Here is a 22,445-nt window from a genome sequence, read left to right as displayed (position 1 = left end):
GCGGCTTTTTATCGTCTATTATCTAAACCAAGCCCTTACGGCTCTTCAGAAATTGGCTTCGGCTTGTAGTGATCCGAATTCAAACCAAAGTACTCAGGTAAACTTGTACCCACCGAGATAGAAGACCAAGTACCGGTCACGATACCGATGAACATCGCAATCGCAAAGCCTTCTAGTGGACCACCACCTAATAACCATAAAGAACCAACAGTGATTAGGGTTGTGCCTGATGTCACCATAGTACGAGAGAAGGTTGCAGCAACCGCTTCGTTATTTACCTCTTGGATAGATAACTCAGGTTTGGCAATTAATAGCTCACGAATTCGGTCTGCAATGATGATCGAGTCATTTAACGAGTAACCTAAAATAGCCAAAATAGCGGCTAGGGTGGTTAAGTTAAACTCCATTTGAGTCGCAGCAAAGAAACCAAGTACAAACACGATATCGTGGGTTAGGGCAAACAGAGAACCAGATGCCAAACGCCATTCAAAGCGGTAACTCAAGTACGCTAAGATAACCAAAACCGACACTAATAGCGCCATGCCGCCTTGTTCAGTTAGCTCTTGGCCGACTTGTGGACCAACGATACTGGTATTCAATACTTGAACCTCTGAATGCAGAGGAGCAAGTACCTCAGTCAGTGGTGGAAGTTCAACGCCTTTTGGTGGAATCGCATAACGCAATACCCAACGACCCGGCTCACCAGAGGCAATAACCGCCACATCTTGTTTAAAGCTAGCATCTAATAACGGCGCAATTTCACTGCTTGTGATTTTGCTATCAATTTGAACTTCACTTACGATACCGCCAGTGAAATCCAAACCCCAGTTAAGGCCTTTAGTTGCTATCATCGATAATGCAAAAATCATTAAACCGATAGAAACCACACTCGTCATGTGACGCCATTTTGTTGCATTTTTCATATTTATAAACATAACTTAAATCCTAACATCATGACGAGAATCACGACCCCAAACTAAATTGATAATGGCACGTGACGCGAAGATGCCTGTGAACATACTGGTTAATAGGCCTAAACCCAGAGTTAATGCGAAGCCTTGGATAGGGCCGTTACCGATAGTGTATAGAACTACTGCGGTAATCATTGTGGTGAAGTTGGCATCGAAAATGGTACCAAATGCACTACTAAAGCCTCTATCAATCGCTTGTGCTAATGTTCGACCTTCTTTCTGTTTATCTTTAATACGTTCAAAAATAAGTACGTTAGTATCAACCGCCATACCAACCGTCAGTACTAAACCTGCAATTCCGGGAAGGGTAAGAACTGCCCCCGGAATAAGTGCAAGTAGACCAAACAGCATGATCATGTTGCCAACAAGAGCAATGTTAGCCACCCAACCTAAACGACGATACCAAAACGCCATAAACAGTAGAGTTAGACCAAGACCAAGACCTAAAGCAGCAAAACCATTTTGAATATTCTCAGCACCCAATGTTGGGCCAATAGTACGCTCTTCAACGATAGTCACAGGCGCAGTTAGTGAGCCAGCACGAAGAAGTAGAGCAAGTTCTTGAGATTCTTGAAGTGAGCCAGAACCTGTGATTCTAAAGCGGCTACCAAGTTGACTTTGGATAGTTGCTACACTGATGATTTTGTTACTTTGAGTGGTTTCGCCTTTGCTGTTACGACCGTACTCGTTGTACGACGTTGCCATTGGTTTACCAACATTGTGACGAGAGAACTCAGACATGATTTTGCCGCCTGAACTATCAAGAACAATGTTTACTTCCGCCATGCCCATTTCGCCTAAGCTTGCACGAGCATCAACGATATGGTCACCACTTAGTACTGGTTTTCTACCTACACGTACAGGGCGGCCATTCTCATCAGGAACTTCCATTGTGCTGCCAGTGCTTTGTTCTTTTACTGCATAGAAAGCAAGACTCGCGGTAGCACCGATAACATTTTTTGCAGCAGCAGGATCTTGAACACCCGGAAGCTCGATACGAATTCGGTTTTCACCTTGACGTTGAACTAAGGCTTCAGTGATACCTAATTCTTCAATACGGCTACGCATGGTTTGTAAGTTTTGTTGAACCGTAAGGTTACGAACCGCAATTTTTTCTTCTTCTTTTAGTGTTAGCTTAAGATCAAAGCCGTCACCGTTTGAGATCTGCCAAGTAGGGTAGTTTTTATGGATAAACTCACGAGCAGCGTGGCTTGCTTCTTCAGATGGAAGGCGAACCACTAAGCTATCAGTGCCTTCTTTTTGCATACGAACAGAACGAATACGCTCTTCACGTAACTCTTGTTTTAAAGAATCTGAAAGCTCATTACGTTGTGCTTGGAAAACTTGGTTTACATCAACATCGAGTAAGAATTGCACACCGCCACGTAAATCCAAACCAAGTTTGATTGGTTCAAATCCCATGTTTTGTAACCAAGCAGGAGCTGCTGGCGCTAAAGATAACGCAATCGTTGTGCCTTTTTGGTCTTCGTCAATGACGCTACCAAGTACACTTTTTGCTTTTGCTTGCTGTGCTTCATCTTGCAAAATAACGATGGTTTTATCGCCTTTTTGTTCGATGCGTTTAACGGTAATTCCTTGGTCGGTTAACGTATTTTGTAATTGAACAATAGAAGGGATTTGTCCGTCTTTATTGGTGATTTGAACGGCAGCATCTTCACCATACCAAGTAGGGATAGCGCTTAATAATAAAATAATAAGGGTCGTAATAAGAACGATGTATTTCCATTTTGAATAATGGTTTAGTCGTTGTATCGGTTGTTTTCTTTGCATAATAATTTCACCTCACATACGAAGTTGCGTATGCGAAAAAGTCACAAATCTAGTTAGTTCGCAATAAACGAATAATAACTAAGTGATAAATCAATGGATTTTGAGTGTGAAATTAAGAGTGTGGGTATAACCGCTGGCTGTAGAGAAGGTTACTTTCCTTCCAAGCCGAAATTCGAGAAGTAGATGAATAGGTATTTAATGCCCAATTGACCGTTGGTTTTGGTTTTTCTTGATAACCAATGGTTAATTGTTCAGAGGGAATTGCTGGAATCTCTAACGCCAGTTCATAAACCGGAAAGACTTCTTCTGGCTCATGACGGGCCAAGTTCGCCATACGAGAAGCGTAGGCGATGCCTAAATTTACATCGTGGCTTTGAGAAGCGCTTTTAGAATGTAATGTCGTCGAGTCTGTTTGAGCACTATTGATGTTGCAAGTAACAAAATCAATAGATTGGATATGAGAGTTATCAACGGAAATCGTTACTGGAACCGTAGAGTGCTGTTCAATCGTCAGCTCTACAAAGTGGCTGTCGTCGTTTTGATGATATGCAGATGCCTGAGCAAGCGAACTTACCCCAAAGCAAAGACAAATTATCAATAATCGAAACAGTTGTACCACGAAAAATCCAGTGATGATGTTAATAGACCATCGCATCGTATTCGATGTATGACCTTACTGGCAAGTGAAATTAATAAATTCAGAAAAATTGATGTAATTTTTGTTTATTAATCAGCGTTATTTTTCGGAGTGTTTTTTGATTCAAAGCGTTCAAGTACATGATCAATAAAGGCTCTTAATCGTTTCGGTAGTAACTTGTTCTGAGGGAAAACCAAACTGATAGCCACTCGAGGTAAATCCCAATCAGGTAATATTCGAATTAACTCGCCATTGTTTATGTGTTCTCGACATATGAACTCAGGTAAAGAGGCAATGCCTAAGCCACTTAAACAGGCTGATTTACAGGCCGTTACTGTATTGACCTTTAAGCGATAAGGTAGATTAACGCGAATAGCCTTATCTACCTGATTAAAATAAAGATTAGGGACTTTAACTGCGTTAACGACTTTAATTTGATGGTGAGGAGCTTGGAGATCTTCTGGTGTTTCAATATAGCCGTAATTGCTTAAATACTCAGGGCTTGCCGCAATAATACGTTCAGAAAAGTCGATGGTTCGTGCGACTAACGAAGAGTCGTTGATCTCACCAATTTGCACATAAAGATCGATACTGTCGCCAATGATATCGACTTCTCTATTGGTCATTTCAAGGTTAATAGAAACTTCAGGGTAGCGTTTAAGAAAGCTGTTGATGTAATCAGACATAACGTTGTGGCCGATCTCTACGGGCATGGCTAAATTAAGGTGACCACGAATTAAATTTTGATTTGCGGTCAGCTCTAATTCAGTTTGTTGCATGATATCAAGCACTTTGACGCTGGCTTGATAAAAAATCTCACCTTCTTGGGTTAACCCTAATTTTCTGGTTGAGCGAGTGATCAGCTTCACACCTAAATGCTCCTCAAGCTCAGCAAGCTTTCTACTTACTGTTGATTTTGTCATACCAAGGTTAGTAGCAGCTTGAGTAAAACTTCCAGAATCAATGACTTGATTTAATATAGTTATGTTATTCAAATCCATCATTAGGTTGTTCCTTATTGATTGGTAAGATTTATGCAACAGTGTTTCCTTTTTTTCCTATCTAATCAATAAATCATTTTCGTTTTATACTGTCGTTCTCTTATTTATTACATTCATGTTTATTGCAAACGTGAATGGCTTCATTTTCAAGTGGGTACGCGTAGTGGCAGAACAACAAAAGAAAAAAAATAAAGCACCTTTGATTGCGACAATCGTTATTATTTTATGTGGTCTTGCCGGTGGTGGTTATTGGTATGGTTATGGTCAATATTTCCAATCAACAGACAATGCGTATTTGCAAGGTGACATCACAACGATCAGCCCTAAAGTCGGTGGTTATATTGCCAAGACATTGGTTGAAGATAACCAAGTGGTAAAAGCGGGCGATTTATTGGCAACCATAGACAGTCGTGATTTTGAGGCTGAAAAAGAGAAAGCAGAAGCCAATGTATTAGTCAGTGAAGCGGCGATTAAAAATTTAGCGGCAGAGCGCAAGCTACAAGACATTCGTATTCGTCAGGCGGCGAGTGAAATTGAATCAGCCAATGCTGAACATGAGCGTGCTCAGCAACAAGTTAAACGTACTAAAGCGTTAATCAAAAAGAATTATTCGTCACAAGATGAGTTAGATAATAACGTTTCCCACCTTAAAGTGTCATTGGCAAATGTGGATGCGGCGAAGGCTAATTATCAAGCATCAAAAGAGCAAATCAATGTGATTGAAAGCGAGATTGCTCAAGCGGAGGCTGGATTAGCTCAAGCAAAAGCGGCGTTAGAACAAACTGAAATTAATCTCTCTTACACCAATATTTATGCGCCGATTGATGGTGTGGTTGGAAAACGTAGTTTGCGCAGCGGCTTATTGGTTCAAGCGGGTATGCCTTTACTTAGTCTAGTTCCAACAACAGAGGTGTGGATTGAAGCGAACTTTAAAGAAACACAACTTGGTGATATTCATAAAGGCCAAAAAGTGTTTGTCGATTTAGATGCGTATCCAGACCTACACCTAAAAGGGATTGTAGATAGTTTCTCTCCTGCAACGGGCGCTAAATTTGCCTTACTGCCACCAGAGAATGCGACGGGTAACTTCACTAAAATTGTGCAACGTGTGCCGGTTAAAATCAGTATTTTAAATGCAGACTTATTAGAAGGTAAGTTGATCCCAGGTCTTTCAGTGGTTGCTACGGTTGATACTCGAGGTTAGTCATGACTCAAGAATTAACGGTGACAAATCAAAATGAATCTGCCGATGTACCAATAGAACCAGAAATACCAAGACGCCATTGGATAGCACTATTTGGTGGTTTGCTTGGTGCGTTTATGGCGATTCTGGATATTCAGATCACCAACTCGTCTCTAAAAGATATTCAAGGCGCGTTATCGGCAACCATGGATGAAAGTTCGTGGATATCGACTTCTTATCTTGTGGCTGAAATGATTGCGATCCCATTGAGTGGTTGGTTGTCAGTTGCCATTGGTAAGCGTCGTTATTTAACTTGGACCACCATCATTTTTGCTGTGGCGTCTGTGCTGTGTTCTGTGTCTTGGAACATGGGCTCAATGATTGTCTTTCGTGCTATTCAGGGTTTTAGTGGTGGGGCGTTAATCCCACTGGCTTTCTCTCTGGTTGTTCAGTTATTACCGTTAAATAAACGTGCGGTTGGGATGGCGTTATTTGGGGTAACAGCGACGTTTGCGCCGTCAATTGGTCCTACATTAGGTGGCTGGTTAACTGAAAATTTCTCGTGGCACTATATTTTCTATATCAATATTCCACCAGCCATCGCTCTTATCTGTATGGTCAATTATGGTCTTGATGATGAGCCGTTAAAATTAGACAGTTTATTAAAAGCCGATTGGTTTGGTATTACGACAATGGCGATTGGTCTTGGTTGCTTAGAAGTGGTACTAGAAGAGGGGAACCGTGAAGAGTGGTTTAGCTCTAGCTTCATTGTTACGTTATCGATTATTTCAGCCATCAGTCTTATCTATTTTGTGATTAATGAGCTGCAGCATAAGAACCCCTTGGTGAATTTGCGGCTACTTAAACAAAGTCAGTTTGCAATGTCATGCATGGCCTATTTGATCTTAGGGATGGCGCTATTGGGATCTATCTACGTGCTGCCAATGTATATGATCCAAATTCAGGGGTATAACGCGCTAGAAATTGGTGAAGTATTAATGTGGATGGGGTTCCCTCAGCTGTTGATTTTCCCATTAGTACCGAAATTAACGCAGATCATTAAAGCGAAATATTTGGTGTTCTTTGGCTTCTCAATGTTTGGCATTAGCTGTTTTGTAAATACGCACATGAGCTATAACTTTGGTGGTGATCAGTTGATTTTCTCTATGTTATTACGTGCTATTGGCAGTCCATTTATTATGGTGCCTTTGTCACTGGTAGCGATGGAAGAGATCCAAAAACATCAAGTAGCAGATGCCTCAACCATTACCAATGTATTACGTAATTTGGGTGGTGCATTCAGTATTGCGATTATCGCGACCATGCTGGATAACAAAACCCGTGAACACTTAGGGCATATTAAAGAGACATTAACCAGTGTCAGTACGGATGGTTGGTATCAACTACAACAAAGCGCAGCAATGTTTGTCTCAAAGGGGAGCGATCCTGCAACTGCAATGCTGCAAGCTAAAGCCTCATTAACCATGACCATGCAGCGAGATGCCGCCATTATGGCGTACAACGATGTTTTCTTAATGATGACGTTCTTCTTAGGTTTTGCTGCTTTTATGATGTTTTTTGTTAAATCGAATTCGAATCCGGGCTCAATGGAAGGTGGAGCGCATTAATTTTTTATGTGTACTCGCATCTTTAAGTGGTTTGGGTATAATGCGGCAGAATATTGAAATGAGGTTCTCATGCGTTTAGATAAATTTTTGTGCGAAACAACAGGTGCCACTCGTAAAGAAGCAACTCGTATTATTAAAAGTGGTACGGTTACCGTTGATGGTGTGAAAACAAAAGTTACTTCAGTAAAAGTAACCGATGATTCAACCGTTGAGTGGGATGGTCGTGAACTTAAATTCCATGGTCCTCGTTATATTATGCTATTTAAGCCAGATGGCTACGTGTGTTCTCATGAAGACAATACGCACCCATCGGCATTAACCTTGTTAGATGAAGTTAACCTTGAGAAACTGCATTTTGCAGGTCGCCTTGATGTTGATACCACAGGTTTAGTGTTAATTACTGATGACGGTCAATGGTCACATAAGATCACATCACCAAAACGTAAGTGTTCAAAAACTTACCGTGTATGGTTAGCTGAATCTATTGGTGCTGATTACGCTGAGCAATTGGCTGAAGGCATTCAATTGAAGAGTGAAACAGGCTTAACAATGCCAGCGACAATGGAAATTGTTAATGAAGACGAAAATGAGCTTCTATTAACGATCCAAGAAGGCAAATATCATCAAGTTAAGCGTATGTTTGCAGCGCTTGGTAATAAAGTTGAAGGCTTACACCGTTCTCAAATCGGTCAGTTAGGACTTGATTATTCACTAGAGCCTGGTGAGTATCGTTACTTAACTGAAGAGGAAGTGATTGCCGTTCTTGGTTAATCAATTCTTAAGTTATTAAGCGACTTTCCTGCGTAATAAATAGATCATCTAATTAATTACATTGGTATAAAAACGGTATGATGTAATGTCATGCCGTTTTTTATTGTAAATTAATGAAAAGAGTTAGGATTAAGTAAGCGTACTTTTTGTTCTCATGATAAAATTTTAATTCTCATCGCTCTTTATCTTTTGTAGGTTATTTATGTCGACTTCTAGCTCTGCACCATCTGAAAGCCCACCTCTCAGTTTACTTTTAATTGTTATTTTAGGTGCAATTGCGGCATTAACGCCACTTGCGATTGATATGTATTTACCTGCTATGCCGAGTATTGCGGCTGATCTTGGGGTATCTGCAGGGTCGGTTCAAATGACATTAACGGCTTATACCGCGGGTTTTGCCATTGCTCAATTAATTCATGGGCCTTTAGCTGATAGCTATGGTCGAAGACCAGTCTTAATCATTGGTACGATCTTATTTGCTGTATGTGCGGTGATTGGTGCCTTGGTCGATAGCATTGAATCGCTAATGTATATCCGAGTATTACAAGGCGTTGCAGGCGCGGCATCCTCTGTGGTTATTCAAGCTATTGTTCGTGATATGTTTGATAAAGAAGACTTTGCTAGAACCATGGCCTTTATTACCTTGGTAATGACTGTTGCCCCTTTAGCGGCCCCTATGATTGGTGGTCACTTGGCGGTGTGGTTTGGTTGGCGTTCGATTTTTTGGTTGTTAGCGGTTTTCTCTGTATTAATCATTTTCGCTATTCTTTGGAAAATCCCTGAAACGTTAAAAGAAGAGAATCGAGAACCCTTTAAATTAAGTACCTCTTTTCGCAATTATCTTTCGTTATTTAAAAACCCAGTATCACTTGGGCTCATCTTTTCAGGGGCTTTTTCGTTTGCGGGCATGTTTGCGTTCTTAACGGCGGGATCGTTCGTATATATCGATTTATACCATGTAAGCGTATCTAGTTTTGGCTATTTATTTGGTTTAAATATTGTTTTTCTAATTGTAATGACAACTCTAAATGGGCGTCTTGTGAAGAAGATGGGCTCACACAATATGCTTAAGTTTGGGTTATCAATTCAATTGTTTGCTGGTTTATTAATGGTTCTTGGTCAGTGGTTACAATGGGGCTTGTGGGGAACGGTTGTTCCTGTTGTTCTGTTTGTTGGCTGTATTTCTACTATCGGTAGTAATAGTATGGCGCTATTGTTAAGTCATTATCCTAAAATGGCGGGGACAGCCTCTTCGCTTGCTGGTACATTACGTTTTGGTACTGGCTCATTAATAGGGGTTAGTATTGCGATGTTGCCGTCAGATTCGGCATGGCCTATGGTTGGCGCAATGACGGCGTGTTCTATTTTATCTTTTGGTTGTTATTTTGTTTTTGGGCGAAAAGCGTAAATGAGTGAAAAAAAATTAGTGCATTATTATCAAGAAGTTCAACATGTTATTAATGCGGCATTGGGTGATTTGCAAGAATCGAAAGACAGTGGTCGTTTACCTAAAAACCCAGTAAGTGCGAATCATTTTCTTATTCGTTGGGTAACAACAGCGATTAAATCACAGCGTTTTAACCGTTGTGTGGCTAAAGAGTTAATGACTTGGCAAAAAGAAGGACGCACTAAAGGAACAGGTACAGAGCTACCAATCCGTTTTGAGCATTACTCTCGTCTTTATGGTGAGCTTGCACCTGTTGAAACGGTTAAGGCGATTACTAAAGATGCAGTTCTAGCATGGAGCGAATTTTTAGAAGAAGATAAAGAGTGGTGTGTAACGACTGAGTATGAAGTGCTAGAAAAAGCCTCTTTATTCTCGGATGGTGATCACTCGTTGATTATCTGTTCAACGCAGTTAGAGTCTTGTTTTGACGGTGAAGAAGGCTCTGCTGAGTTAGTGAAACCGCTGACGTGTTATGTTCGTGGTAATCACCATGAGTTTATTGAGTCGGCGTATGAGCATGGTTTAATTGTTCATAAACGTTCTGATTACAAATCAAAAGTGAAATATCACGGTGAATACCTGATTTTCCCTAATAACCATGGTTTGCAATTGGGTGAGATCCCATTCTCATTTAATGTGAAAAAATAGAGCTTTCAATTTATTTAAAAAAGCGCAGATCTTCTGCGCTTTTTTTATACTTACTGCTTCGAAGTTTTTCTTATTCTTTTAGCTCTTCGGCTTCTGCTTTTTTACAAATCGCTTTCACCATGCCTTTAAAGATAAATAGATGGGCAGGGAACATAGCGAACCAATACATTAATCCCCAAAAGCCTTTAGGATGCCACCATGCTCGAACATCTAATTGGTGATACCCCTCATCAATTTCTTTAATTGAAAACTCTAATCGTCCTAGTCCTGGAGCCGTCATTCCAAAAAGTAATGATAAGAATTTGTTCTCTTCGCAGCGGATCACTTTCCATGAGTCAATATGATCGCCTAGCTGAACTTTACCTGACTCAGGTCTTCTTCTGATTGGAAATGAACCACCAAGTAAAGGATCTAACCATTCTCTGGTTCGCCATAATGCGTTAGCGAAGAAATACCCCTCTTTACTGCCGAGACGTTCAATGACGGTCCATAATTGTTGAGGTGAGGCTGTGGTTGTAAAGCTTGCACCCGCTTGTTTTGGGTAATAACCGTAATCTGATTTCCACCGCTTTAATGCACTTGGGTCAAAGCCCCAAATTTCTGTTTTTATTGTTTCGTCATTGGTTTCTTGAGCTCGGTTTATTGCGTCAGATAAAGAGAGCAATGGTTGTGGGAATGCGCGTTCTATAACAGAATTATCAGCAATTAAATCATGATCAATTCCGGCTAATAATGCTCTTCCTAAATCAGACGGGACAGAGGTCACAACACCAAGCCATAAGCCAGCAAAAGAAGGGCTAATAAAGCGTGTTGGAATGATCTTTATAGAGCGATGATTCCGCTTAGCAATAAGATGAAATAGGGTTTGGTAGCTTACGGTTTCAGGCCCACCCGCTTCAAAAGTGATGGATTCGGTCAGAGGATAATTAATGCATTGGATTAAGTAATAATTGAGGTTTTCTATCGCAATTGGGTTTGCTTGCGAGTTAATCCAAACAGGGCAGATCAATACAGGGAAATGATTAACAAAATCGGTCATGATTTCAAAAGCGGCTGATCCTGTACCAATGATTATTCCTGAGTTGATCTCTATGGTAGGAATGCCCGTTGAACGAAGTAATTCACCTGTTTTTTTACGAGCCAGTAAATGTTGAGATTGATAACCCTCAGGCTGTAGAGCACTTAAATAAATGATTTTTGATAGAGATGATTGTGTTGCGGCATTTTTGAAGTTTTCAGCAAGAGAGACTTCATAATCAAGAAAGTCATGGCCATGAGACATACCGTGAACTAAAAAATAGGCAATATCACAGTCTTTCATCAATGGAAGAATAGAATCTGAATCTTCTAAATCAAGGAAATTACATTGTAGGTTGGGATGCTCAGTCACCCTATCAAGTAGGTAATCAATATTACGAGCGCAAGCAATAACGCTATGTCCTTGCTGTAATAATTGTGGGATCAATTGAGAGCCAACATACCCTGATGCGCCAACAATGAGAATGGTACTTTTTTTATTCAAGACAGCTCCTTTACCTTGTGAATATAAATATTAATTACGTTTTGATTCTAGTACAATTTGTAGGCATATACCTAATGGATCTTGTGTAGTGCAAATGGTTAATTTGTTGTTTATTTGAGGTTCTTCATGTCTGTTTTTCTTTCTAATGTTATTGGTCATACTCGCGGCGAATTTCTCAAGCGATTATTGATGATTGCCATTCCCATTGCACTGCAAAATATTATGTTTTCTAGCCGTGGCTTAGTGGATGTTCTCATGCTTGGTCAATTAGGTGAAGCTGAGATTGCCGCTGTTGGTGTTGCGAGTCGAGCGACGTTTGTAACGACCATTATGTTAGTGGGCGTGACTACGGGTGGGGCGTTATTAACGGCGCAATATTGGGGGGCCCAGAACAAAGAAGGTGTACGCCAAAGTACTGCGTTAACTTGGATGGTGAGTATGTCTATTGCGACGATTGCAGTAGCACTATTTTTACTTGTCCCTCATCAAATTATGTCATTAGCCACAGACTCTCAAGAAGTGATTGATCTTGGTGCTGAGTATCTATTTATTACCGCGTTAACTATGTATGTCGTTTCTTGTGGCAGTAGCATGGCCGTTGGCTTGCGTTCTATTCATCAACCCGGTGTAAGTACCTTTTTTAGTGGCATTGGTATTGTCGCGAACGTCTTTTTTAACTGGGTATTAATCTTTGGTAATTTAGGCGCGCCCGCCATGGGAATTAAAGGGGCGGCGTTGGCTACTTTAATTAGTGGCGTTATAGAAATTGTCTTTTTATATGGTTATCTTTACAGCCGTTCGCATTTATTAAGTTTTGGGTTGGAAGAGATAAAATCCGTATTAAATTGGCCTAAAATTTCTAAGTTTCTTTCTCTTTCCTTACCAACAACGTTCAATTTTTTAGTGTGGGCAGCAGGTATTTTTACCTACCACGCCATTATGGGGCAATCAGGGGTACAAGGATTAGCGGCGTTATCGGTTATTTCTCCGATTGAATCTATAGCGCTGAGTTTTCTTATTGGTGCAGCGGGTGCGGCGTCAGTGCTTATAGGTAATCAACTGGGCGCGAAAAAATACGAAGCGGTTTATTATCAAAGTTGGGGAGTGTTAGCACTGAGTGTTATGACGAGTATTGTCATTGCTCTGTTTGTGATGATTTTCCAGCATCAAATTTTAGATATGTTCCCGGCGTTAACAGAAGAAACGAGAGCGATTGCTGAGAAGTTTATGGCCATTTTAGCCATTATTATCGTGATAAGAAGTGTTCCTCTTACTGCTATTGTTGGTGTATTGCGTGCGGGTGGTGATGTAAAATTCTGTTTGTATCAAGATATTGTCTCGCAGTGGTTTATTGGTATTCCAGTTGCGGCGCTTGGAGCATTAGTCTTAGGTTTCCCACCAGAGTACGTTTATGCACTGTTTGTGGTGGAAGAAATAGTGAAATGGTTTGGTTCAATCTATAGAATGAAATCTAAAAAATGGATTAAAAATCTGGTAGATGCGTAAGGAAAGTTTGTTTTTTAGTTGGTATTAGTAACAAGACAGCCCTATGACTATAAAAAGCTTTATGCTAGAAGGGTTATAGTGTAAATTCTGTTACCGATATCACATAAAAGCGTTGAGAGGGTACATGTTAAAACTGACAAACCTGAATAAGGGATATTTGGATGGTGGCGAGTTTCATCCTATTCTTCAAGGGGCAGAATTAACAATAGAGCAAGGTGCTCAAATTGCATTAATGGGTGAAAGTGGCTCAGGCAAAAGTACCCTTTTAAATCTTATTGCAGGGCTCGATAGTGTAGATGGTGGTGAAATTGATATCGCTGGTTTTTCTATGCACTCTCCAAAACAAAGTTCTCGCACTTCTTATCGCCGAAATAATATTGGTCTTGTTTTTCAACAGTTTAATCTCCTTCCTACGTTAACCATTGCTGATAATATCCGTTTTTGCCGTCAATTGAAGGGCTTACGTGATGATGATGCATTATGGCGTCAAATTATCTCAGCGTTAGATCTTATGCCATTATTGGGGCGCTATCCTGAGGAAGTCTCTGGTGGGCAGCAGCAACGTGCTGCGATTGCACGCGCCTTGTATATGGAACCTAAATTGTTATTAGCCGATGAGCCAACGGGTAGTTTAGATGAAAAGAACGCTGAAGCGGTAATGCGGTTGCTGACTCGTTTGTCTCGTGATCTCCATTGTACATTGTTACTAGTAACTCACAGTGAAAAAGTGGCGGGTCATATGGATGGTTTGGTAAAACTTCAGGGAGGCACCTTGAATGTTATTTCCGGTAGCTAAGGCGCTTCTTGGACATTACCGCAGGCATCCATTACAAATATTTTTAGTATGGCTTGGTTTAACGCTTGGTGTTTCACTGCTTGTTGGTGTACTTGCGATTAATCACCACGCAAAAAACAGCTATAGTGAAGGGGAGAAATTATTTTCAAATCCATTCCCTAATCGTATTCGCTCAATTCAAGAAAATATTCCTATTCCCCAAGCGTTTTATATTAATTTGCGTCGTGCAGGTTATATCGATTGCATGCCTGTGCAAACGTTGCATTTAGAAACGACAGACGATATTGATATCTCATTAGTTGGTATTGATCCTGTTGCTTTGATGCAAATATCAGCTAAAAATTTAACGGGCAACAATGATATGTTGCCCTTAATGCGCCCACCATTTCCTGTCCTTGTTAGTCAACCTCTCGCTTCTTATTTTGGTATTACAGATGGCGATTATATTGAGTTGCAAGACCAATCGAATATTGGCCCAGTTATTGTCGATAAAAGTCAGCGTTTATCGGGATCTCGTCTTTTTTCAGATATCGCACTGACAAAAATGCTAGGTCATAAAGCCGGCTTTGATATTTTGCTTTGTGGCGAAATGTCAGACAATAAAAAAGAGCGTTTAGAGCGAATGCTACCACGAGGTTTGCAGCTTGAAACGCACAAAGAATCTGGATTAACGGCATTAACAAAAGCCTTTCATACCAATTTATTTGCGATGGGAATGCTCTCTTTTGTGGTGGGTTTGTTTATTTTCTACCAAGCAATGTCTCTCTCTTTTATACAGCGACAGCCGCTAGTTGGAACGTTAAGACAAATCGGTGTGTCCACAAAAGAGCTAATTCTTGCTATGGGCATTGAAGTTAGCTTGTGGGCGATTATTGGTTGGATAAGCGGTAACTTTTTTGGTTTGTTATTAGCTAATCAGTTAATGCCAACGGTATCAAACAGTTTGTATTCTTTATATAACGCCGATGTTGATTTACTTATTACGTGGAGTTGGAACTGGAGCTATCAAAGCTTATGGATGGCTATTTTAGGTTGTATTTTAGCTTGTGGTTGGCCGCTATATCGTTTGCTGAGTATTGAGCCTATTCGCTTAACTGCTCGCTTGTCATTAGCTCGATTTGCCGGTAAAGAGTTTGAAGTTCAAGCCATTGTTGCTGGTGTATTCTGTGCCGCTGCCTATTTAATTAATTTATTACCACACAGTCATGAGAATGGATTTATCTTGATTGGCTTTTTAATGATAAGCGTTGGCTTATTTACCCCTTTCATTATTTGGAAGTTTTTTGATTGGTTATCTTATAGATTACCGTCTGCTAAAGCGCGTTGGTTTTTCTCTGATTCTTCAGCAAGTTTGAGCTACCGTGGTGTAGCTGCAATGGCCTTTATGCTTGCGTTAGCATCTAATATTGGTGTTGAAACCATGGTGGGTAGCTTTAGAGCTACAACCAATAATTGGCTAGAGCAACGTCTTGCTGCCGATATTTATATTGAACCAAGTAAAGCATCGGCTAGCCGCATTAGTTATTGGCTTAAAAAACAGCCTGAGGTTGAATCGGTATGGCGACAATGGAAAATCGATTATCAAACCGAATACGGAAATTTAGAAATTTTAAGTTCAGGGACAACCTTGGGTGAAAAGAATGCGTTAACGATGAAAGTCGCGATCCCTGAATATTGGTATTCATTACACCATAAACGTAGCCTGCTGATTAGTGAGTCGATGGCTCTAAAGTGGGATTTGAAACCGGGTGATTATCTTGATTTACCTGCGCCTATGGGGGGTAACTGGCAGATATCCGGTGTGTATTACGATTATGGTAATCCTTATAACCAGTTATTACTTTCCCATCAGGCTTGGCTAAAAGCATTTGGTGGTCAAGGTAAAACTGGGATTGGTGCTGTATTAAGGGACAAAGATAAACGTACGGAGTTAATTGGGCGGGTGTTAAAACAGTATCGATTATCGGCAGATCAAGTTAATGATAATCATAATATACAGGTCCAAGCCATGAAGGTATTTGATAGAACCTTTATCGTTACCGGAACATTAGGGAATCTAACGTTAGTTATTGCGGTGTTTGGTTTGTTCTTTGCTACCTTGGTAGGAGAGATCTCACGCCAGAAGCAAACGGCACTATTACGCTGTTTAGGATTGTCAGGAAAAGAGCTGATATTGCTGGGCGGCCTTCAATTATTGGCCATTGGCTTATTTACTATTTTGATAGCTCTACCTCTTGGCCTTGTTCTTTCACAGCTATTGATTGATATCGTGATGAAATACTCATTTGGTTGGACAATGGAAGTTAATTATTTCCCGATGGAATATATGATGACTTTTGCGTGGACATTGCTGGCATTAACGGTTGCAGGCGCTGCTACGGTTTGGCGAATCACTAGACGACAAGCGATTGTTTCACTGCGGGAGTCGTTATAATGAAAAAAAATAATATGCGTAACAGTAACTTAAAAATATCGCTGACTATTTTTATTCTAATTCTTGGGTTTGCTGTTGCTTATTATGTTAATTGGAAAGACGTAGATACGGAAGGAGATAATGAGATTAACTCTATTTTTTCCCAATCTCCTGATGCGTATTTTGATCCTGTACTACCCAATAATCCATTACATTTCCCTGATGATTTTAACAGTCATCTAACCTTTCAACATGAAAAATGGATGATGACAGTTAATGCTATTAACCAAGAAGGGGACAGTGTTGGGATCCAATGGACAATGTTTCGTATTTCCAGTGATGACAGAGAAACAAAAGGTTGGTTAGATCCTCGTTTGTATGTAGCTAAAGTCGTTATCACTACGAAAGATGGTAAATGGGTTGGAGAACGTTTAGCGAGAGGTGGTATTGGTCAGGCGGGTGTTATGTCTCGTCCATATCGTATCTGGATCGATGATTGGCAATGGAGAAGCTTAGGAAGAACCCCTTTCCCTGGATTATTTTCAGCCGCTTCAGAGAGTTTTTCACTCAAATTATCGATTAATTCGAATAATAATCCAACCCAATTGGGTGAGTTTGGCTATTCAAAAAAACATGAATTGATACCTGTCGCATCCTATGAATATATTTTTCCTTTTCTTACTGTGCGTGGCAACATCACTCTAAATAATAAAGCCTATACTATTACAGGCACGGCAATCTTAGAGCATGAGTGGGCCAGTGGTTTTTTAGATGAAAATCAGCAAGGATGGGATTGGTTTATTATTAATTTGAGTGATAGTAGAAAATTGCTTGTGACTCAATATAGACATAAAGATCAAACACCGTACCGATATGGTGCGCTTTTAGATAATCATGGAGGATTTATCTCATTAGGTGAAGATGATTTTACTCTACAGACACTTCCCGCTCGCCAGTTAAAAAATGGTCGGAAATTGCCTCTCCAGTGGATCATTAATGTACCTAAGTATAATATAAATTTAACAACACAAGTTGTCCGTAATGAACAATGGTTGGATACTCTCATTCCATATTGGCAAGGTCCAATAACGACGACTGGCTCCCATCAAGTAACAGGTTTTATGCAATTAACGGGATACTAGTATTAAATAGTTATTCCGATGCGAATAAAGCAGAGAGTAAGAGCTAACACTTCGGTTTTTCCGATGCTTTAGCTCTGAACAAGCGATTATTCTTGATCTAGAACAACGGGTAGACTTTTCTTATTCGTTTTTCTGTAAATTATTATAATAAATAAAGGGCATCTAATGAGTGATGTTATTAAGAATTTTTTTAAACTAGAGTCTGCCGGTGGGATTCTACTCGTGATTGCAGCAGCAATCGCAATGATGGTTGCCAACTCTTCTTTAGCGCCAATGTACGATACATTTTTACATACTTATATTGGTGGTATGTCTGTGTCTCATTGGATTAATGATGGGTTAATGGCTGTCTTTTTCTTCCTAATTGGTTTGGAAGTAAAAAGAGAGTTACTTGAAGGTGCGTTAAAGTCTAAAGAAACCGCAATTTTCCCAGCAATTGCTGCGGTCGGCGGTATGCTTGCTCCAGCACTTGTTTATGTTGCATTTAACCTGGGCGACCCAGAAGCGTTATCTGGTTGGGCCATTCCTGCTGCTACCGATATTGCTTTTGCTCTAGGTATCATGGCATTACTTGGTAACCGTGTTCCTGTGAGCTTAAAAGTATTCCTACTTGCTCTAGCAATTATTGATGACCTTGGCGTTGTTGTAATTATTGCCTTCTTCTACACGAGTGATTTATCAATCTTAGCGCTTGTGATTGGCTTTATTATGACAGGGGTTCTGTTCTTACTAAATGCGAAGCACGTCTCTAAGATCCGTTGGTACTTATTAGTTGGCTTTATCTTATGGGTAAGTGTTCTTCAATCTGGTGTTCACGCAACATTAGCAGGTGTTGTGCTTGGCTTTGCGATCCCACTGAAGGGTAATAAAGGTGAGCGTTCTCCACTGAAACATATGGAACATGCGCTTCATCCTTATGTGGCGTTCTTGATTTTACCAATATTTGCTTTCGCTAATGCGGGTATTTCATTAGATGGCGTATCATTAGATAGCTTAACAACAACGTTACCACTAGGTGTTGCATTTGGTCTGTTTATTGGTAAACCACTAGGTATCTTTAGCTTCAGTTATATTGCAGTTAAATCAGGTGTAGCTAAACTACCGAAGGGTGTAAATATGATGCATATCTTCGCTGTATCGGTGTTATGTGGTATTGGTTTTACCATGTCAATTTTCATCTCATCACTTGCGTTTGGTAGTGTATATCCTGAATTTGATAAGTTAGCTCGCCTTGGTATTTTGATGGGCTCGACATTGGCGGCTGTGATTGGTTACTTGCTATTGAGTATATCTCTTCCAAAGAAAGCGAATGCCAATACTAATGCTGAAGCTTAAATAAAACATTGAGTTAAATATAAAACACCTCGTTTGATACGGGGTGTTTTCTTATCTGATGAGTAAGCTTAATTCCAGACAAAAAAAAGCCCAAACAAAGACTGAATGGGCAAAGGAATATAAGGAATTATGAAAAAGCAATGCAGTTGAATAAGATAAAATTTGGCGGCCTGCTAAATTTTAGTCGCTCTTTATCAACGGGTACTAATTCAGACTAGCCATATTTCATTTAGTTCAAAAAAGATTCATTTTTTATTATTTTTTTTTGAATGCTAGTTTTTGGGTAGGAAGCTAAGATAAATAACAGGCAAAGAAAAACCCACTATCGATAAAAGCCAAGAGGCTAGATAGTGGGTTACTTGAATCAATCAAGAAAAAGCAGTGGAATTATGAACATAACATCAGACTTCGTATTTTTCAGTTAGTTCAAAAAAAGTGAAGATAATTCCATTTTTTTAGAAAAAAGACGTTTCACACCTCCAACCACTCACTATTTTGACAAAAATTGTCATAAATGGGATGCGAACTGGATAAGAACCTTTTATCCTAGAAGGTAATTATTAAAAGGAAAGTTGAACATGATCATCAAACCTAGAATTCGTGGATTCATTTGTACAACCACTCACCCAGTTGGTTGTGAGCACAACGTTAAAGAACAAATTGCTCTGACTAAAGCACAAGGTCCAATTGTTAATGCACCAAAACGTGTATTGGTTGTTGGTTCTTCAAGTGGCTACGGTCTTTCTTCTCGTATTACTGCAGCATTCGGTGGCGGAGCGTCAACGATTGGTGTTTTCTTTGAAAAAGCAGCGACTGAGAAAAAACCAGGTACAGCAGGTTGGTACAATTCAGCAGCTTTTGATAAATTTGCTAAAGAAGAAGGCCTATACTCTAAGAGTTTAAATGGTGATGCTTTCTCTAATGAAGCAAAACAAAAAACAATTGATCTAATCAAAGAAGATTTAGGTCAGATTGATATGGTTGTTTACTCTCTGGCTTCTCCAGTGCGTAAAATGCCTGAAACAGGTGAAGTGATCCGTTCTTCATTAAAACCAATTGGTGATACATACACAGCAACCGCTGTTGATACCAATAAAGATGCAATCATTGAAGCATCGGTTGAACCTGCAACAGAACAAGAGATCCAAGACACGGTTACTGTAATGGGTGGCGAAGATTGGGAACTTTGGATGAATGCATTATCTGATGCTGGCGTTCTAGCTGATGGTTGTAAAACTGTTGCTTATAGCTACATCGGTACTGAGCTAACTTGGCCTATCTATTGGGATGGCGCGCTAGGTAAAGCGAAGATGGATTTAGATCGTGCAGCGACAGCGCTAAACGAGAAACTGTCAGCGACAGGCGGCACTGCAAACGTAGCGGTTCTTAAATCTGTTGTGACTCAAGCAAGTTCTGCAATTCCGGTTATGCCTCTTTATATCGCAATGGTATTTAAGAAAATGCGTGAAGAAGGCGTACACGAAGGTTGCCAAGAGCAAATCCTACGTATGTTTAGCCAACGTCTATATAAAGAAGATGGCTCAGCACCTGAAGTAGACGAGAACAACCGCCTACGTCTAGATGACTGGGAACTACGTGAAGACATTCAAAAACATTGTCGTGAGCTATGGCCACAAGTAACGACTGAGAACCTAAAAGATTTAACTGATTACGTTGAATACAAAGAAGAGTTCTTAAAACTGTTCGGTTTTGGCGTTGATGGTGTTGATTACGACGCTGACGTGAACCCATTAGTTGAGTTCGATGTTGCCGATATTTAATTAATTCTTTTGAGGATTAATAGCAGATAAAATAAAACCCCAGAGTGTTTAATCATTCTGGGGTTTTTTATTGCCTCTCATTTAATTACATTGGTGTAAATATGCAATCAATTTAAGCAAGCAGGATCATAATAGTACCAGCAACGGTCATTAAGATATTTGCAATAGCATAAGTACCGGCATAGCCTAATGCTGGAATGGTACTACGTGCATGTTCGTTCACAACATCCATTGCAGGACCACAAGTACGAGCACCAATAATGGCACCAATCAATAAGGCGCGGTTCATATTTAGAATATACGCACCAACAAGGTACGCCAAAATAACAGGAACAACGCTGACAATAAGTGCTGCGGCAAGTACTTTTAAGCCGTCTTCAGAGAAGTAATCTCCAATATTGCCACCAGCACTTAGACCTATGCCCACCATAAAGACTAATAAACCAAGGTTTTTCGCCATATTGAGTGCGCCTTGAGGTACATAGCCAAAGGTTGGGTGATTCGCTCTTAAGAAGCCTAATGTAATACCTGAGATCAATAGGCCAACGGCATTACCAAGCCCAAAGGTAACCTGACCAAAGCTCATAGTGATCATGCCGAACATGATACCTAGAATAAAGAAACTACAGAAAGCCAATAGATCCGATACCTGACTATGGATCGAGATAAAACCAATCTTGTCGGCAATGTGGTGAACTTTACTTTTCTCACCACTTACCTGAAGAATATCACCTTTCGCAAGTACGATATCATGCTCAATTGGCATTTCAATCTGTGCACGAACGACTCGGTTTAAGAAACAGCCATATTCAGACAGGTTTAATTCAGATAAGCGTTTTCCTGAAATATTGTCATTCTTTACAACGATCTCTTCTTCTGCAATACGTAGATCTAATAGATTACGGTCAAATACTTCTTTACCGTTTCTGAAGCTAGGATCTAGACGAGCATGGCTATCAGGGTAGCCTACTAACGCTATTTCATCACTTTGTTGTAGGATATAGTCGCCATCAGGGTTCGCAAGAATACCATTACGACGAATGCGTTCAATGTGGCAACCTGTTTGGCGGTGAATACCTAATTCACGTAAGTTCTTTCCATCAGTCCAATCGATAAGCTCTTGACCAACACGATAAGCTCGAATGATAGGAAGGTAAACTTTACGTTGGCCAGCACTGCCAATGCCACGCTCTTGAGCGATTTGCATCGCACTGTCTTGTAGGTTTTGCTTTTGTAATTTTGGCAGTAAACGAGCTAATAATATTAAGCTGGTTAAACCGATCAAATAAGAGAAAGCATAACCAACACTTAGGTTATCAATTACTTTGCTAAATTCCACACCATCAGGAAGAACGGCTAAGCCAGAGTTAAGGGCATCTTTAGCACCAACAAGAACGGGGGTTGCTGTTAGAGCACCTGCCATCATACCTGTAGATAAGCCATAGCTGAGATTAAAGTAATGCCCAGTTAAAAAGCTTAATGAGATAGCAGAGATGAGAACGACAAGTACCAGTAATAGGTAGTGTTTACCATCACGTAGGAAGATACCAAAAAAGTTTGGACCGGCTTCAATACCAACACAGAAAATGAAGAGCATGAAACCTATGTTGAGAGAATCGGCACTAAAAGTATAACCAATACTTCCCATAAAGAGGGCGGTGATAAGCACACCAATAGAGCTACCCAATTGGAAACTACCAATTCTAATTTTGGCTATGAATAAGCCAAGAGCGAGAACAACGAATATAAGTAAGATATCGTTTTGCGCTAACAAAGTAGCAACATCAATGTTCACTGTATTTTGCCTGAAATATGGAATAAGAAAGTGTGATGCAAGTCTAACTTAAAAATGGCGATTGTATAACCATATTTA

General features: G+C 40.1%; 17 protein-coding genes. 11 read left to right on the top strand and 6 right to left on the bottom strand.

Annotated elements, in window-relative coordinates; all coding sequences use genetic code 11:
• Window positions 1–35: 35 nt before the first annotated feature.
• The 4 genes from secF to ED622_RS15480 form a co-directional block, all read right to left on the bottom strand.
• On the bottom strand, window positions 36–935 hold the full coding sequence (gene secF, locus ED622_RS15495) for a protein translocase subunit SecF (protein ID WP_122035557.1): 900 nt from the start codon (window positions 933–935) through the stop codon (window positions 36–38).
• Between the two features lie 3 nt (window positions 936–938).
• Window positions 939–2,762 carry a protein translocase subunit SecD gene (gene secD, locus ED622_RS15490; RefSeq protein ID WP_122035555.1) on the bottom strand — a complete coding sequence of 608 codons (1,824 nt, stop codon included), beginning with the start codon at window positions 2,760–2,762 and terminating at the stop codon, window positions 939–941.
• Window positions 2,763–2,874: 112 nt separating this feature from the next.
• Window positions 2,875–3,417, bottom strand: a complete 543-nt coding sequence (locus ED622_RS15485; protein ID WP_122035553.1) for a hypothetical protein — start codon at window positions 3,415–3,417, stop codon at window positions 2,875–2,877.
• A gap of 71 nt (window positions 3,418–3,488) precedes the next feature.
• Window positions 3,489–4,403 carry a LysR family transcriptional regulator gene (locus tag ED622_RS15480; RefSeq protein ID WP_122035551.1) on the bottom strand — a complete coding sequence of 305 codons (915 nt, stop codon included), beginning with the start codon at window positions 4,401–4,403 and terminating at the stop codon, window positions 3,489–3,491.
• A gap of 160 nt (window positions 4,404–4,563) precedes the next feature.
• Between ED622_RS15480 and ED622_RS15475 the strand changes: the two genes are divergently transcribed.
• The 5 genes from ED622_RS15475 (at window position 4,564) to ED622_RS15455 (ending at window position 10,077) form a co-directional block, all read left to right on the top strand.
• A complete protein-coding gene (locus ED622_RS15475; protein ID WP_045101623.1) occupies window positions 4,564–5,604 on the top strand; it encodes an HlyD family secretion protein in 1,041 nt (346 codons plus the stop codon).
• Window positions 5,605–5,606: 2 nt separating this feature from the next.
• On the top strand, window positions 5,607–7,211 hold the full coding sequence (locus tag ED622_RS15470; RefSeq protein ID WP_122035549.1) for a DHA2 family efflux MFS transporter permease subunit: 1,605 nt from the start codon (window positions 5,607–5,609) through the stop codon (window positions 7,209–7,211).
• A 69-nt stretch (window positions 7,212–7,280) separates the two neighbouring features.
• Window positions 7,281–7,982 carry a 16S rRNA pseudouridine(516) synthase RsuA gene (rsuA, locus tag ED622_RS15465; protein ID WP_122035547.1) on the top strand — a complete coding sequence of 234 codons (702 nt, stop codon included), beginning with the start codon at window positions 7,281–7,283 and terminating at the stop codon, window positions 7,980–7,982.
• A 202-nt stretch (window positions 7,983–8,184) separates the two neighbouring features.
• On the top strand, window positions 8,185–9,390 hold the full coding sequence (locus ED622_RS15460) for a Bcr/CflA family multidrug efflux MFS transporter (RefSeq protein ID WP_122035545.1): 1,206 nt from the start codon (window positions 8,185–8,187) through the stop codon (window positions 9,388–9,390).
• The gene (locus tag ED622_RS15455; RefSeq protein WP_122035543.1) at window positions 9,391–10,077 is read left to right on the top strand and encodes a DUF2913 family protein; all 687 of its coding nucleotides are present in this window, start codon (window positions 9,391–9,393) and stop codon (window positions 10,075–10,077) included.
• 70 nt (window positions 10,078–10,147) lie between these two features.
• On the opposite strand, the gene ED622_RS15450 is transcribed toward ED622_RS15455, so the two are convergent.
• On the bottom strand, window positions 10,148–11,599 hold the full coding sequence (locus tag ED622_RS15450; RefSeq protein ID WP_122035541.1) for a DUF2867 domain-containing protein: 1,452 nt from the start codon (window positions 11,597–11,599) through the stop codon (window positions 10,148–10,150).
• Window positions 11,600–11,725: 126 nt separating this feature from the next.
• Here ED622_RS15450 and ED622_RS15445 point away from each other — a divergent pair, with 126 nt between their 5' ends.
• The 6 genes from ED622_RS15445 (at window position 11,726) to fabV (ending at window position 20,572) form a co-directional block, all read left to right on the top strand.
• On the top strand, window positions 11,726–13,105 hold the full coding sequence (locus ED622_RS15445) for an MATE family efflux transporter (protein WP_122035539.1): 1,380 nt from the start codon (window positions 11,726–11,728) through the stop codon (window positions 13,103–13,105).
• Between the two features lie 124 nt (window positions 13,106–13,229).
• Window positions 13,230–13,901, top strand: coding sequence for an ABC transporter ATP-binding protein (locus ED622_RS15440; RefSeq protein WP_122035537.1), 672 nt, complete (start codon window positions 13,230–13,232; stop codon window positions 13,899–13,901).
• Window positions 13,882–16,335 carry an ABC transporter permease gene (locus ED622_RS15435; RefSeq protein WP_122035535.1) on the top strand — a complete coding sequence of 818 codons (2,454 nt, stop codon included), beginning with the start codon at window positions 13,882–13,884 and terminating at the stop codon, window positions 16,333–16,335. Before ED622_RS15440 ends, ED622_RS15435 begins: the two co-directional genes overlap by 20 nt.
• Window positions 16,335–17,456: a lipocalin-like domain-containing protein gene (locus ED622_RS15430; RefSeq protein ID WP_122035533.1), complete on the top strand. Its 1,122-nt coding sequence runs from the start codon at window positions 16,335–16,337 to the stop codon at window positions 17,454–17,456. The genes ED622_RS15435 and ED622_RS15430 overlap by 1 nt, the downstream gene beginning before the upstream one ends.
• 165 nt (window positions 17,457–17,621) lie before the next feature.
• A complete protein-coding gene (gene nhaA / locus ED622_RS15425) occupies window positions 17,622–18,791 on the top strand; it encodes a Na+/H+ antiporter NhaA (protein ID WP_122035531.1) in 1,170 nt (389 codons plus the stop codon).
• A 578-nt stretch (window positions 18,792–19,369) separates the two neighbouring features.
• A complete protein-coding gene (gene fabV, locus ED622_RS15420; RefSeq protein WP_122035529.1) occupies window positions 19,370–20,572 on the top strand; it encodes an enoyl-ACP reductase FabV in 1,203 nt (400 codons plus the stop codon).
• A gap of 112 nt (window positions 20,573–20,684) precedes the next feature.
• Here fabV and ED622_RS15415 read toward each other — a convergent pair whose 3' ends face one another.
• The gene (locus tag ED622_RS15415) at window positions 20,685–22,367 is read right to left on the bottom strand and encodes an aspartate:alanine antiporter (protein ID WP_122035527.1); all 1,683 of its coding nucleotides are present in this window, start codon (window positions 22,365–22,367) and stop codon (window positions 20,685–20,687) included.
• Window positions 22,368–22,445: the final 78 nt, after the last annotated feature.

This window comes from Aliivibrio sp. EL58 (assembly GCF_900312675.1).
Lineage (GTDB): Bacteria > Pseudomonadota > Gammaproteobacteria > Enterobacterales > Vibrionaceae > Aliivibrio.
The sequence above is the reverse complement of the archived record's forward strand: the minus strand, read 5'-3'. Positions and strand labels throughout refer to the sequence as shown.

What these genes read in the sequence shown, in the direction of transcription:
- secF (WP_122035557.1), bottom strand. Translation starts at nt 935, where the DNA reads ATGTTTATAAATATGAAAAATGCAACAAAATGGCGTCACATGACGAGT.
- secD (WP_122035555.1), bottom strand. Translation starts at nt 2,762, where the DNA reads ATGCAAAGAAAACAACCGATACAACGACTAAACCATTATTCAAAATGG.
- ED622_RS15485 (WP_122035553.1), bottom strand. Translation starts at nt 3,417, where the DNA reads ATGCGATGGTCTATTAACATCATCACTGGATTTTTCGTGGTACAACTG.
- ED622_RS15480 (WP_122035551.1), bottom strand. Translation starts at nt 4,403, where the DNA reads ATGATGGATTTGAATAACATAACTATATTAAATCAAGTCATTGATTCT.
- ED622_RS15470 (WP_122035549.1), top strand. Translation starts at nt 5,607, where the DNA reads ATGACTCAAGAATTAACGGTGACAAATCAAAATGAATCTGCCGATGTA.
- rsuA (WP_122035547.1), top strand. Translation starts at nt 7,281, where the DNA reads ATGCGTTTAGATAAATTTTTGTGCGAAACAACAGGTGCCACTCGTAAA.
- ED622_RS15460 (WP_122035545.1), top strand. Translation starts at nt 8,185, where the DNA reads ATGTCGACTTCTAGCTCTGCACCATCTGAAAGCCCACCTCTCAGTTTA.
- ED622_RS15455 (WP_122035543.1), top strand. Translation starts at nt 9,391, where the DNA reads ATGAGTGAAAAAAAATTAGTGCATTATTATCAAGAAGTTCAACATGTT.
- ED622_RS15445 (WP_122035539.1), top strand. Translation starts at nt 11,726, where the DNA reads ATGTCTGTTTTTCTTTCTAATGTTATTGGTCATACTCGCGGCGAATTT.
- ED622_RS15440 (WP_122035537.1), top strand. Translation starts at nt 13,230, where the DNA reads ATGTTAAAACTGACAAACCTGAATAAGGGATATTTGGATGGTGGCGAG.
- ED622_RS15435 (WP_122035535.1), top strand. Translation starts at nt 13,882, where the DNA reads ATGTTATTTCCGGTAGCTAAGGCGCTTCTTGGACATTACCGCAGGCAT.
- ED622_RS15430 (WP_122035533.1), top strand. Translation starts at nt 16,335, where the DNA reads ATGAAAAAAAATAATATGCGTAACAGTAACTTAAAAATATCGCTGACT.
- nhaA (WP_122035531.1), top strand. Translation starts at nt 17,622, where the DNA reads ATGAGTGATGTTATTAAGAATTTTTTTAAACTAGAGTCTGCCGGTGGG.
- fabV (WP_122035529.1), top strand. Translation starts at nt 19,370, where the DNA reads ATGATCATCAAACCTAGAATTCGTGGATTCATTTGTACAACCACTCAC.